General features: G+C 38.5%; 13 protein-coding genes. All 13 read right to left on the bottom strand.

What is annotated here, in order from left to right; genetic code table 11:
• Positions 1-39: 39 nt before the first annotated feature.
• The 13 genes from MHH88_RS02950 to glyA all read right to left on the bottom strand — a co-directional run bounded on the left by MHH88_RS02950 (position 40) and on the right by glyA (position 13,311).
• Positions 40-447, bottom strand: coding sequence for a F0F1 ATP synthase subunit epsilon (locus MHH88_RS02950; protein WP_024362907.1), 408 nt, complete (start codon positions 445-447; stop codon positions 40-42).
• Between the two features lie 24 nt (positions 448-471).
• On the bottom strand, positions 472-1,887 hold the full coding sequence (atpD, locus tag MHH88_RS02945) for a F0F1 ATP synthase subunit beta (protein ID WP_024362906.1): 1,416 nt from the start codon (positions 1,885-1,887) through the stop codon (positions 472-474).
• A gap of 49 nt (positions 1,888-1,936) precedes the next feature.
• On the bottom strand, positions 1,937-2,794 hold the full coding sequence (atpG, locus tag MHH88_RS02940; protein ID WP_024362905.1) for an ATP synthase F1 subunit gamma: 858 nt from the start codon (positions 2,792-2,794) through the stop codon (positions 1,937-1,939).
• Positions 2,795-2,843: 49 nt separating this feature from the next.
• Positions 2,844-4,352, bottom strand: a complete 1,509-nt coding sequence (atpA, locus tag MHH88_RS02935) for a F0F1 ATP synthase subunit alpha (RefSeq protein ID WP_024362904.1) — start codon at positions 4,350-4,352, stop codon at positions 2,844-2,846.
• Positions 4,353-4,380: 28 nt separating this feature from the next.
• Positions 4,381-4,917 carry a F0F1 ATP synthase subunit delta gene (locus tag MHH88_RS02930; protein WP_024362903.1) on the bottom strand — a complete coding sequence of 179 codons (537 nt, stop codon included), beginning with the start codon at positions 4,915-4,917 and terminating at the stop codon, positions 4,381-4,383.
• Positions 4,914-5,432, bottom strand: coding sequence for a F0F1 ATP synthase subunit B (gene atpF, locus MHH88_RS02925; protein ID WP_024362902.1), 519 nt, complete (start codon positions 5,430-5,432; stop codon positions 4,914-4,916). Before atpF ends, MHH88_RS02930 begins: the two co-directional genes overlap by 4 nt.
• A gap of 179 nt (positions 5,433-5,611) precedes the next feature.
• Positions 5,612-5,836, bottom strand: coding sequence for a F0F1 ATP synthase subunit C (gene atpE, locus MHH88_RS02920; RefSeq protein WP_004269474.1), 225 nt, complete (start codon positions 5,834-5,836; stop codon positions 5,612-5,614).
• 63 nt (positions 5,837-5,899) lie between these two features.
• On the bottom strand, positions 5,900-6,610 hold the full coding sequence (gene atpB / locus MHH88_RS02915) for a F0F1 ATP synthase subunit A (RefSeq protein ID WP_024362901.1): 711 nt from the start codon (positions 6,608-6,610) through the stop codon (positions 5,900-5,902).
• A 34-nt stretch (positions 6,611-6,644) separates the two neighbouring features.
• The gene (locus tag MHH88_RS02910) at positions 6,645-7,016 is read right to left on the bottom strand and encodes an ATP synthase subunit I (protein WP_024362900.1); all 372 of its coding nucleotides are present in this window, start codon (positions 7,014-7,016) and stop codon (positions 6,645-6,647) included.
• Positions 7,017-7,552: 536 nt separating this feature from the next.
• Positions 7,553-8,674, bottom strand: a complete 1,122-nt coding sequence (gene wecB / locus MHH88_RS02905; protein WP_069513047.1) for a UDP-N-acetylglucosamine 2-epimerase (non-hydrolyzing) — start codon at positions 8,672-8,674, stop codon at positions 7,553-7,555.
• A gap of 195 nt (positions 8,675-8,869) precedes the next feature.
• Positions 8,870-9,499 (bottom strand): uracil phosphoribosyltransferase, encoded by a 630-nt coding sequence (upp, locus tag MHH88_RS02900; protein ID WP_024362898.1) that lies wholly within the window; start codon positions 9,497-9,499, stop codon positions 8,870-8,872.
• Between the two features lie 126 nt (positions 9,500-9,625).
• Positions 9,626-11,779, bottom strand: a complete 2,154-nt coding sequence (locus MHH88_RS02895) for an EAL domain-containing protein (RefSeq protein WP_339261482.1) — start codon at positions 11,777-11,779, stop codon at positions 9,626-9,628.
• A gap of 290 nt (positions 11,780-12,069) precedes the next feature.
• On the bottom strand, positions 12,070-13,311 hold the full coding sequence (gene glyA, locus MHH88_RS02890; RefSeq protein WP_339261480.1) for a serine hydroxymethyltransferase: 1,242 nt from the start codon (positions 13,309-13,311) through the stop codon (positions 12,070-12,072).
• Positions 13,312-13,351 lie beyond the last annotated feature (40 nt).

Raw genomic sequence — 13,351 nt, 5'->3', positions numbered from 1 at the left:
AAAACGGGCAGATATTGCATCTGCCCGTTAAAAATTGAATTAGATATTACCCTCATGAACGTTGATACGATTCAACGCACGTTTTAATGCTAGGTCAGCACGTTTGAAATCAATGTTATCTTGTTTGCTTTGAATTCGTCCTTCAGCGCGTTTAACGGCTTCTTTAGCACGTTGTACATCGATATTATCAGCAATTTCAGCAGAAGGTGCTAAAATTGAGATCTTTTCTGGACGAACTTCAATGAAACCACCGCTTACAGCAACAATCTCAGTTGAACCATTGTCCTTTTTCAGCTTCACTGCACCAATTGCAAGTGGAGCTACCATTGGAATATGGCCGGCAAGAACACCAATCTCACCTGAAGTTGTTTTCGCGATTACCATTGATACTTCAGAATCGTATACCGGGCCGTCGGGAGTGACAATATTGACTGTAACTGTCTTCATATTTTTTCCTCCTCGTCCCTAGTATTAAACCTCTACGCCCATGCTTTTCGCTTTTTCAACTACTTCTTCAATAGAACCTACTAAACGGAAAGCATCTTCTGGTAGGTGATCGTGTTTACCTTCAAGGATTTCCTTGAATGAACGAACCGTTTCTTTAACAGGAACGTAAGAACCTTTTTGACCAGTGAATTGTTCCGCAACGTGGAAGTTTTGAGATAAGAAGAATTGAATACGACGAGCACGTTCAACTGTTTGTTTATCTTCATCAGATAACTCATCCATACCTAAGATAGCAATGATATCTTGTAATTCACGGTAACGTTGGATTGTACGTTGTACGCCAGTTGCTACTGCGTAGTGCTCAGCGCCTACGATTTCTGGTGATAATGCACGAGAAGTCGAAGCTAATGGGTCAACCGCAGGGTAGATACCCATTTCAGATAATTTACGCTCAAGGTTAGTAGTTGCATCTAAGTGGGCGAAAGTTGTAGCTGGAGCCGGGTCAGTATAGTCATCGGCTGGTACATAGATCGCTTGAATAGAAGTTACAGATCCTTTGTTAGTAGATGTGATACGTTCTTGTAATTTACCCATTTCAGTTGCAAGTGTTGGTTGGTAACCTACCGCAGAAGGCATACGACCTAATAGGGCAGAAACCTCAGAACCTGCTTGTGTGAAACGGAAGATATTGTCGATGAATAAAAGTACGTCTGCACCTTGCTCATCACGGAAGTATTCTGCCATTGTAAGACCAGTTAAAGCTACACGCATACGTGCACCTGGTGGCTCGTTCATTTGACCGAATACCATCGCTGTTTGCTTGATAACGCCTGAATCGCTCATTTCGTAGAATAAGTCGTTCCCTTCACGAGTACGCTCACCTACACCAGCGAATACAGAGATACCTGAGTGCTCTTGTGCGATGTTATTGATTAATTCTTGGATTAATACAGTTTTACCTACACCGGCACCACCGAATAGACCGATTTTACCACCTTTAATGTATGGTGCTAATAAGTCTACTACTTTGATACCTGTTTCAAGGATTTCAACTGAAGTTGAAAGTTGATCGAAAGATGGTGCTTCGCGGTGAATTGAATCACGACGTGCATCAGCTGGAATTTCTTCACCTAAGTCGATTACTTCTCCTAATACGTTGAATACACGACCAAGAGTCACTTCACCAACTGGTACTGAGATAGCTTTTCCTGAATCTGTTACTTCTGCTCCACGTTGTAAGCCATCAGTAGATGACATTGCAATTGTACGAACAGAATCATCACCTAAATGAAGTGCAACTTCTAATGCAAGAGTTGTTGGTTCTTCATTAGGACGTTCAATCTTAACTGTTAATGAGTTATAGATTGCTGGTAATTGGCCATTGTCGAATTTTACGTCAACAACCGGACCCATTACTTGAATAACATGTCCTTTATTCATTACTGTGTACCCTCCTATCGTATTCTTATACGACATTGGTGAGCTGAGCCTATTCTAAGGCTGCAGCCCCACCAACGATTTCTGTAATTTCTTGTGTAATAGCTGCTTGACGTGCACGGTTATATTGCAATGAAAGATCTCCGATAAGATCAGATGCGTTATCAGTTGCATTTTTCATAGCAGTCATACGAGAAGCATGTTCACTTGCTTTTCCATCTAATAATGCGCCGTAAACAAGGCTTTCCGCATATTGTGGAAGTAATACTTCAAGAATTGCCTCACCAGATGGCTCGAATTCATAAGAAGCATTGCTGCTTGCAGGTGCAATATCAGTTAATGGAAGAAGTTTTTTCTCTGTCACTTCGTTAGCGATAGCACTAACAAAGTGATTGTAGTACATATAAAGTTCATCATACGTACCGTCAATGAACATACCAACAGCATTACGAGCGATTTCTTTAATATCAGCGAATGATGGTTGGTCAGGAAGAGCAACAACACTGCTAATAACATTATGATCACGTTTCACAAAGTAATCACGAACAACACGACCTACTGCTAAAATCACGTATTCGTCTTTTGATTTATGACGCTCGTTGATTGTACGTTGTACTTGACGTAAGATACTTGAGTTGTAAGCACCTGCAAGACCACGGTCAGAACCAATGACTAAGTAAGCTGTTCTCTTAACAGGACGAGCAGTTAACATTGGATGTCCACTGTCTTTTGTACCTGATGCGATAGCGCCTACTACGTCTTGAATTTTTTCCATGTAAGGAACGTAAGCTTTAGCATTTTGCTCTGCACGACGTAACTTTGAAGAAGAAACCATCTGCATCGCTTTCGTAATTTGTTTCGTACTCTTTGTAGAATTAATACGACCTTTTATTTCGCGTAAGTTTACCACTGGTATTTCACCACCTTTTGTTTTTTAATCAAGCGACTATTTTTCTTGCTTATTCTGATTTAGCGAAAGTTTTTTTGAAGTCAGTTAAAGCTGCTACGTATTCCGCATCAGGAGCAAGTTCTTTAGTAGTACGAACATGATCTAAAACGTTTGTGTGGTTTGTATCTAACCAGCTTAAGAATTCACTTTCAAAACGAACGATATCTTGAACTGGAATATCATCTAAGTGACCTTTAGTTAATGCGTAAAGGATTGCAACTTGTTTTTCAACTTTAAGTGGTTTGTTTAGGTCTTGTTTTAGAACTTCAACCGTACGTTTACCACGCTCAAGTTTTGCAAGTGTAATTTTATCTAAATCTGAACCGAATTGAGCGAAAGATTCAAGCTCACGGAATGCAGCTAAGTCAAGACGTAGTGTACCCGCAACTTTTTTCATCGCTTTAATTTGAGCAGATCCACCTACACGTGATACAGAAAGACCGGCGTTAATCGCTGGACGTACACCTGAGTTGAATAAGTCAGATTGTAAGAAAATTTGTCCATCAGTGATTGAGATTACGTTTGTTGGGATGTATGCAGAGATATCCCCAGCTTGTGTCTCAACGAATGGAAGAGCTGTAATTGAACCATTTTGATATGTTTCATTTAACTTCGCAGCACGTTCTAATAAGCGGCTGTGTAAGTAGAAAACGTCACCAGGGTAAGCTTCACGACCTGGAGGACGGCGAAGAAGAAGTGAAAGTTCACGGTAAGCTGATGCTTGTTTAGAAAGATCATCATACACGATTAAAACGTGTTTACCTTGTAACATGAATTCTTCAGCCATAGATACACCAGCGAATGGTGCTAAGAATAATAATGGAGCTGGTTGAGAAGCAGAAGCTGTCACAACGATTGTATAATCTAAAGCGCCATGTTTACGAAGCGTTTCTACTACACCACGTACAGTAGATTCTTTTTGACCAATTGCAACATAGATACAGATCATGTTTTGGTCACCTTGGTTAAGGATTGTATCGATTGCTACAGATGTTTTACCAACTTGGCGGTCACCGATGATTAACTCACGTTGACCACGACCGATTGGTACAAGTGCGTCAATCGCTTTAATACCAGTTTGTAGTGGTTCATGTACTGATTTACGAGCCATTACACCGAAAGCTGGGCTTTCGATTGGACGAGATTTTGTTGTGTTGATTGGACCCTGTCCGTCCACTGGTTGACCTAGTGGATTTACAACACGACCAATTAGTTCTTCACCAACTGGTACTTCCATAATACGACCTGTACGACGAACTTCATCGCCTTCTTTGATGTCTGTGTATGGACCTAAGATTACGATACCAACGTTACCTTCTTCTAGGTTTTGAGCCATACCCATAACACCGTTAGAGAACTCTAAAAGCTCTCCAGCCATGGCGTTGTCGAGGCCATGAGCAAGAGCGATACCGTCACCAATACGGATAACTGTACCAACTTCGCTTACTTTAAGTTCAGATTCATAATTCTCAATCTGTTGTTTAATCAGACTGCTGATTTCTTCAGCCTTGATGCCCATGTATGTCACCTCTCACATTTCTAAATTATTAACCGATTAATTCACGTTTTAGACGCTCTAGCTTGTTCACTACTGAGCTGTCATAAATATGGTTACCGATTTGAACACGAATACCACCTAATAATGATGGATCGATTTCGTTTGTAATGTTTAATGATTGTTTCCCAACAAGTTTAGCAAATGCTGCAGAAATTTTAGCGCTTTCTTCAGCAGAAAGTGCACGAGTTGAGAATACAGTTGCATCTGCAGAACCTTGTGCTTGTGCAGCAAGTTCAGCATACGCATTCGCAATAAGCTTCACTTCGTTTACACGCTTTTTCTCAACAAGTAGTTGAACAGTGTGTAAAACTTCTGGCGTTGCACTTGCAAAGATTTCAGCAACCATTTGTTTCTTGCGTTCGATAGAGAACTTAGGCGCATTTAAAAGTGTTAAAAAATCAGGAGATTCATTTACAACTTTTGTTAACTCGTTTAAGTCTGCCCCAACTTCAGCAAGAATATTTTTTTGTTGCGCAAGTTCAAAAAGAGCTTGAGCGTAACGCTTAGCTACAGTTGAATTACTCATTGAGCTTCCCCTGCCTTCGCAATCGTCTCTTCAATTAGAGCACGGTTGTCTGCCTCAGAAATCTCTTTGCTAAGGACTTTAGATGCTGCAAGTACAGATAATGAAACGACTTCATCACGTACAGCTGCGATCGCTTTTTCTTTTTCAGACTCGATTTCACGTAAAGCCGATTCTTTTAAGCGGTTAGCTTCATTGCGAGCTGCTGTAAGAATTTCTTCTTTTTGCATTTCGCCTTGCTTCTTAGCACCCTCAACAATCGATTGTGCTTCCGTACGAGCTTCTTTAAGAAGACTTTTTTGTTCTTCTAAAAATTTATGCGAATCTTTGCGCGCTTTTTCAGCTGCTTCGATTTCACTTGCTACTAATTCTTCACGTTGTTGCATGATGCCCATTAATGGACCCCAAGCGAACTTTTTAAGAAGAAGCATTAATACTAAGAAGATGACTAATGTTGAGACGATATCTCCACCATTGAATCCTCCACCTGCACCAAGTACAAGATTGTCTAAAAACACGATTGTTTCACTCCCTTCAAGAGCTTTAACTTCAACATAATAGTTTGTAATACTTTAAAAAACTTACCTATTTTAAAAAGCTATATTTGCACATAGCTTTTATCTGTTCCAAAATGAAGGGCGAAGTTTCATCTGGTGAATCCTGCTTCGCCACTAGTAAAATTCAGTATACAACTGAATTATTTGTTCATTACGATGAATGCTACTACTACTGCGATGATCGGTAAGGCTTCAACTAATGCAACCCCGATGAACATAGTAGTTTGAAGAACGCCACGAGCTTCTGGTTGGCGAGCGATACCTTCAACTGTTTTTGATACGATAAGACCGTTACCAATACCTGCACCAAGTGCACCTAAACCGATTGCGATTGCTGCTGCTAATAAACCTAATGAACCTGTCATTTTAAAATTTCCTCCTTGGAATTGTTTGTTTTTTTGGTTCAAGCATAAAATTTATGCTTTATATTAATGGTCATCGCTCACTTTATGAGCCATGTAAACCATTGTTAACATTGTGAAGATAAAGGCTTGGATAAAGCCGATGAAAATAGAGAAACCTTGCCATGCCATCATAGGAACAATTGCACCTACGAACCCGATTGGTCCTGAAACGGCTAAACCTGCGATTAATGCAAGTAAAATTTCACCTGCATAAATGTTACCGTAAAGACGCAGACCTAATGTTAAAGTGTTTGCAAACTCTTCAATGATTTTTAACGGGAACATAAATGACATTGGTTTGAAGAATGTACCAACATAATGGCCTGTACCCTTCATTTTGATACCATAGTATTGCGTTAATACTAAAATCATCGCTGCAAGAGTCATTGTAACCGTTGGGTCAGCTGTTGGCGATTTCCACCAAAGTTGATGGTCATAGATGATAGAGAATGGAAGACCTAATAAGTTAGATACTGCGATAAACATAATAAGTGTGATACCTAGAATGTGGAATCGTCCACCCGTTTTCCAGTCCATGTTGCTTTGAATGATATTCTTTACGAAATCCATAATCCATTCCATAAAGTTTTGCATACCAGTTGGTTTTAACTTTAAGTTTCTAGTTGAAATAACTGCGATTAAAAATACGATTGTAGCTGCAACTAGTAACATCATAACTGTAGATAAGTTAAATGTTAAAAATCCAATGGTTACTAACGGAGCTTCATGATTCATTGTTATTTTTCACCTCTCTTTCTAATAAAGCACATTAGTGGTTCCTTACATGAGATACAATTCTCTCGACAAAGAGAAAAACGTACGGAATCATTAGCCCTATGACCGTGCTAATTAAGTGAAAATAGTTTGGCAACGAAATGGCTATAGCAACTGCCGCTACACCTGATCCAAAACGAAGTGCTGTACCAAGTGAACCTATTTTCTTCCCTTCACTAATGGAACGATCAAACTTCTCCATACGGCGAACTAAAATCCAAAAATTATACGTACCAAAAAATGCACCGATTGCGATGCCCGCAAAAACAGTTTGATAGGACGTAAAGCCCCAGCCTAATGCGCAAAGTGCGAGCAAAAAAAATAACGCTCTCTTCTGCACAGCAAAAATGTGATGCAAATCTAGCATTGGTTTGTAGTCTCCTGAATCATTTTTTCGAGTAAAGAAAACGTTTGCTGACCACTTTGTGAAATCAGAAAAGAGCAGTGAAAAACACTACTCACAGCGGAATAGTAATGGGGACGTCATTTGAAATTACAGGTGTAAATCCCTAATAATGCCTTACACCCCATACTTATTCGGTATAAAACCGAAACGCACAAAACGTTGCAAATCGACAGTGTTGGTTTGTACTGTCAATTTAGTAGAAACTTGATATAACAAGTGTTTCAACGTCTATCAACGAATAGAAACCCTTATCATTCTTACCCTTTGTAAGCATACAATAGGTGATATTTGAAGTCAATTAGTAAAGGAGAAAAACTTCACAGCCACTATACTCTTGTCAAATTGTTGACAAATTTGTGTATAAACTTTCATAGATTCCAAAAGTTTTTTCGGAATAATGCAAAAAAAAGCTAATTTACGACATAAATATGCTCGTAAATTAGCGACGCATTTACCATTAGTTCTATTTACTCATTTTTCGAATTCAGAATGGTGTATTACTTGCTTTTTTGCAAAAAATCTAAGAGCGCTTTCACAATTCGCTGCGAAGCATGCCCATCTCCATAAGGATTAGAGGCTTTTGCCATAGCTTCGTATGCTTCTTTATCCTCTAGTAATTCTTTTGCTAGAGAATAAATCATTTCCTCTTCCGTACCTGCTAGTTTCAAAGTTCCCGCAGCAATACCTTCTGGACGCTCTGTTGTATCACGTAGCACTAGAACTGGCTTGCCTAATGATGGTGCTTCCTCTTGTACACCGCCAGAATCCGTTAAAATCATATACGAATTGGCAGCGAAGTTATGGAAATCAAACACTTCAAGCGGTTCAATTAAATGCACACGTTTATTATCACCTAATATTTCGTTGGCAATTTCTCGAACAGCTGGATTCATATGCACCGGATAAACAACCTGAACATCCTCATGCTCCGCCAGCAGTCGAGTAATTGCTCGGAACATATGGCGCATTGGTTCGCCTAGATTCTCACGACGATGTGCTGTTAATAAAATCATGCGGTCATTTGCTATTTTCTCTAACACTGGATGTGTATAATGTTCACTCACCGTTGTAGCTAATGCATCGATAGCTGTATTGCCCGTTACATAAATCGTATTTGGATTTTTATTTTCGTCCAATAGGTTTTTCTTCGATACTTCAGTTGGCGCGAAGTGTAAATCGGCCATGACACCTGTCAACTGACGATTCATTTCCTCTGGATAAGGTGAATATTTATTCCATGTACGTAAACCCGCTTCAACATGACCAATGGCAATTTGATTATAAAATGCTGCTAAACTTGCGATAAATGTTGTAGCCGTATCGCCATGCACTAAGACAATATCAGGTTGCGCTTCTTTCATAACTTTATCTAAGCCTTGTAAAGCATTTGTTGTCACATCAATCAGTGTTTGACGATCCTTCATAATATTTAAATCGTAGTCTGGCGTGATCTTAAATGTTTCTAATACTTGGTCAAGCATTTGGCGATGTTGTGCTGTTACAGTCACAATTGATTCCACTTGCTCGGGATGCTTTTGTAATTCCAATACAAGCGGGGCCATTTTAATCGCCTCTGGTCTTGTACCGAAAATCGTCATCACTTTCCATTTTTTCGTCAAAACGATTTGCACCGTCCTTTGGTTATATTGTACGTTTAAAAGCAATGCCCCTTCTTCACCTTGATGTGCCAAGTTCGGGTGGCAAATTGCCCAAACATACTATGAAACGTCCTTCAATATTGAAGGACGCTTTCAAGTGCTATAAAGTTGCTGTTTAAAAAACGATATTACTTCGTAAGCAATACGCGCAATATATTATTTTGTACCGAATAAACGGTCTCCAGCATCACCTAAACCAGGAACAATATAGCCATGGTCATTTAACTTTTCGTCAAGTGCTGCAATGTAGATATCCACATCAGGATGTTCGTCTTGAATCACTTTTACACCTTCAGGCGCAGCAATTAAACACATAAATTTAATGCTTTTCGCACCGCGTTTTTTCAGTGAGTTGATAGCTTCCACTGCTGAACCGCCTGTAGCAAGCATTGGGTCTACAATAATGAAGTCACGTTCTTCAACATCTGCTGGTAATTTTGCATAGTACTCAACAGGTTTTAATGTTTCTGGGTCACGATAAAGACCGATATGACCAACTTTAGCAGCTGGAATAAGTTTTAATACACCGTCTACCATGCCGATTCCTGCGCGTAAAATCGGTACGATCGCAAGTTTTTTCCCAGAAAGAACTTTTGTTTTTGCAATGGTTACAGGTGTTTCAATTTCAATTTCTTCTACAGGCATATCTCGCGTAATTTCGAATGCCATTAATGTTGCTACTTCATCAACTAGCTCACGAAATTCTTTAGTTCCTGTATTTTTATCACGAATATAAGTTAACTTGTGTTGGATTAGTGGATGATCAAATACGTATACTTTGCTCAAAGGGGTTCTCTCCTAACCGTTCGGATTGATTTTTATCTCAACTAGTATAACAGAAAATATCAACTGTCTCAAAATTAAATTCGAGATATGCCCTTTTCTAGAGTGTTTGCTACATATACAAGCTAATTATACATCAAGTATCGTATCAAGTTGTTCAATTGACATTGGTTTATAATAGAAGTAGCCTTGTCCAACTGTACAACCGAGCGCTCGTAAAATCTCAACCTGTTCCTCATTTTCTATTCCTTCCGCAACAGATGTCATCCCTAAATTTAAAGCTAGCTGAATAATGGAACGTACAATGGCTAATGTTGCCGCATCTTTTATGTCATTAATAAAACTGCGATCGATTTTTAACTCTGTGAACGGTAATCGTTGCAAATAGCTAAGCGAGGAAAAGCCTGTCCCGAAATCATCCACCGATGTTTGAAAGCCATAGCTTTTTAATTCTTGGATAATGGTGAATGCTGTTTGGAAATCGACTAAACCTATATTTTCAGTTACCTCTAAAATTATATTGCTTGGATCAATGTTATATTTTTCAACGAGCTGGCGGATATCCCTTACAAAATGAGGATAGTAAAAATGATCTGGTGATATATTGACTGCAACCTTCACCAGCTTCTTCCCTAATTGTTGCCGCTCTGCTAGCCATGCAAGAACTATCTCTAATATTTGACTATCAATTTCACGAACCTTACCTGCATTTTCGGCAACTGGTATAAACATAGCCGGTGACACAAAGCCGAGAATAGGTGAATGCCAACGAGCTAAAGCTTCTATACTTTGAATTTCACCTGTTCGTAAATCTACTTTTGGTTGTAGATTTACAGAAATTTCTTTATTTTTAAGTGCTTGTGATAAATGATTTAGAACCGTCATTTGTTGCTCTAATAAATCGTTGCGTTCCTTTGTGAATATTTCCATATGTGTGCCCGGTTTGTTAGCTGCATAAGATAGTGCATTGTCAGCAAATCTGATGGCATCAGCAATTTTTATCTCTTTATCAAAGTAAGAAATTCCGGTTTTTAACGTAATATAAATGTGCTTACCATTTATTATAAAGGGCTGGCGTGTTAATTCTTTGATACGCTGTTCATAGTCACTAAATTCTTCTTTATGTGTTACTTGTGAAATAATAAGACTTGAACTTGTAAATCGAGCAATATATTCATTAATCTCGGTTTTATGTTCTTGGAGTCGTCGAGCAACTTGCCTTAATAACTCGTCGCCCGCTTCTCGACCGTATAATTCAACGACTTGGTGGAATTCACTAGGTTGTATTATTTTGATAAAGCCAATATGCCCTCGTTGTTCTTCCTGTTCAATTTTATTTAAAAAGCTATGCCGATTAGGCAAACCCGTTGTAATATCCTTATATGCTAAATCCCATAGCCTTCTTTGTGTTTTTGCATACGTAAACGCTAATGCAACAAGTGCACCTATTTTTTCAAACAACTTATTAAATAATGCACTTTCGCTTGAATATTGCGAAAATATCATAAACAAGCCAATCGCTTGTTGCTTCTGATTACGAATAGGGACAAACCATCCAATGTGTTTATTTGTTGTATTAGCAAAACTTTTAAACTCTATTGGAATAGCAATATCTTCTAAGTTATTTGTAATTATCGTTGAACCCTGTTGCATCACCTGTCTATAAAAGTCGTTCATCTCGCACAATTGTGGCACATGGTCACGCGTCCTATTAGAAGTAAACACTTGAAGTTGATTGGATTCTGTTTTAATAAGTATTGTACTAAATACAAATGGAATAAAAAATTCATCTATGCCACTACAAATAGTGTCCATTTTTTTATAAAATGGCTCGTCTTTTTCTATCGCTTCGTAGACGGCTCTCTCTAATTTCATTATAAAATCTTCTGTATGATAATACGTTATATCCTTCACAATTACTAACACAAATAAAGTTTCATTATTATGACTTTGAAAAGGAAGGGTCTGCATCTCGGCCCAAAATGGCGGCTTTTCAAAGCGATGGTGATGCAACTTTGCTGTCACCATTGCTCCACTATGTATTTTCTCTTTTATCATTTCAACTGTTGTCGTTTGTAACTGATTCGAAAGCATCTCAAAATAATCTTTTTTGAGAATCTCTGTATGACTTGCATTTATTAGCATGCAAAAAGATTCGTTGCATTCTAGTATACAATTTGTTTTCGCATCTAAAATAACGTAGCTTTCTTTTGATTGTTCACCTAAGTTACGAATTGTCGTTAATAATATACTATTTTGTATATCCATAGATTTAGTAACCATCCAACCCCTCCCGTCTCTATCCATCCACTATAACTTCATTTATATTGTACATAAAAATTCAATAAATTGTCACTTTTATAAAAAATATTATCCTTTTCAGGACATTGGTTGTCCTTAATGAATATAATATACTCTTTCAATCTATATTTATGTAAAAAAATCCAAAAATAAGATTATTTTATTTTTTTGGTAGCTAAAAAGTTAAGAATGTAGTGCTTATCTAAACAAAAAGGCCATGGCTAAAGTGAACTTAACACTTTAGTCACAGCCTTGCTTTTTAGCAGTAATGATTATGCGTATAAAGGATGTTTGTCAGTTAAAGCTTTTACGCGCTCTTTCGCTTCAGCTTTCACTGCTTCATCTTCAGGGTTTTTAAGTACAGCTGCAATGATAGCGCCGACTTCTTTCATATCTTCTTCTTTAAAGCCGCGAGATGTCACAGCAGGTGTACCAATACGGATACCAGAAGTAACAAATGGAGATTCAGTATCGTAAGGGATTGTGTTTTTGTTTGTTGTAATGCCTACTTCATCTAGTGCGTGCTCTGCTACTTTACCAGTTAAGCCAAGAGATTTTACGTTTAATAGTAATAAGTGATTATCTGTACCACCCGAAACGATTTCTACACCTTCAGCGATTAGCACGTCTGCTAAAGCGTGTGCATTTGCTTTAATTTGTTTTGCATATTCTTTGAACTCAGGTTGTAAAGCTTCGCCAAATGCTACTGCTTTCGCAGCGATTACGTGCATTAATGGTCCACCTTGGATACCTGGGAATACAGATTTATTTAATTTTTGCTCCCATTCTTTTGATGCAAGAATTAAACCACCACGTGGGCCACGTAATGTTTTGTGTGTAGTCGATGTAACAAAATCAGCGTAAGGAACTGGTGATTGGTGCTCTCCAGCAGCTACAAGACCTGCGATGTGCGCCATATCAACCATAAAGTAAGCTCCTACTTCATCGGCAATTTCACGGAATTTAGCGAAATCAATTTCGCGTGGATATGCAGATGCACCTGCTACAATTAGTTTTGGTTTATGTGCTAATGCTTTTTGACGAACATCTTCGTAGTCAATTACATGTGTATCTTCTGTTACACCGTATTCAACGAAATTGTAAAGAATACCTGAGAAGTTTACAGGAGATCCATGTGTTAAGTGACCGCCATGAGATAGGTTCATCCCTAATACTGTATCGCCTGGTTCTAAAATTGTATGGTATACAGCCATATTCGCTTGTGCACCAGAGTGTGGTTGTACGTTAGCATATTCTGCACCGAAGATTTCTTTCACACGGTCACGTGCAATATCTTCAACTACGTCTACATGCTCACAGCCACCATAGTAACGTTTTCCCGGATAACCTTCAGCATATTTGTTAGTAAGAACTGAACCTTGTGCTTCCATTACTGCTTCAGATACAAAGTTTTCAGATGCGATTAACTCGATATTCGCTTGTTGACGTTTTTTCTCTGCTAAAATCCCATCTAATACTGCTTTGTCTTGTACTGCTAATTTTTCGTATGCCATCTTTGAAAAAGCCTCCTAAGTATTATCGTTATTTACCTGT

Origin of the sequence: Lysinibacillus sp. FSL K6-3209 (assembly GCF_037976175.1) — a bacterium.
Classification (GTDB): domain Bacteria; phylum Bacillota; class Bacilli; order Bacillales_A; family Planococcaceae; genus Lysinibacillus; species Lysinibacillus sphaericus_D.
Note: the sequence above shows the minus strand (reverse complement) of the source record. Positions and strands in the feature narration are given on the sequence as shown.

Coding starts and splice junctions, on each gene's coding strand:
- MHH88_RS02950 (WP_024362907.1), bottom strand. CDS start 447: ATGAAGACAGTTACAGTCAATATTGTCACTCCCGACGGCCCGGTATAC.
- atpD (WP_024362906.1), bottom strand. CDS start 1,887: ATGAATAAAGGACATGTTATTCAAGTAATGGGTCCGGTTGTTGACGTA.
- atpA (WP_024362904.1), bottom strand. CDS start 4,352: ATGGGCATCAAGGCTGAAGAAATCAGCAGTCTGATTAAACAACAGATT.
- MHH88_RS02930 (WP_024362903.1), bottom strand. CDS start 4,917: ATGAGTAATTCAACTGTAGCTAAGCGTTACGCTCAAGCTCTTTTTGAA.
- atpE (WP_004269474.1), bottom strand. CDS start 5,836: ATGACAGGTTCATTAGGTTTATTAGCAGCAGCAATCGCAATCGGTTTA.
- atpB (WP_024362901.1), bottom strand. CDS start 6,610: ATGAATCATGAAGCTCCGTTAGTAACCATTGGATTTTTAACATTTAAC.
- MHH88_RS02910 (WP_024362900.1), bottom strand. CDS start 7,016: ATGCTAGATTTGCATCACATTTTTGCTGTGCAGAAGAGAGCGTTATTT.
- MHH88_RS02895 (WP_339261482.1), bottom strand. CDS start 11,779: ATGGTTACTAAATCTATGGATATACAAAATAGTATATTATTAACGACA.
- glyA (WP_339261480.1), bottom strand. CDS start 13,311: ATGGCATACGAAAAATTAGCAGTACAAGACAAAGCAGTATTAGATGGG.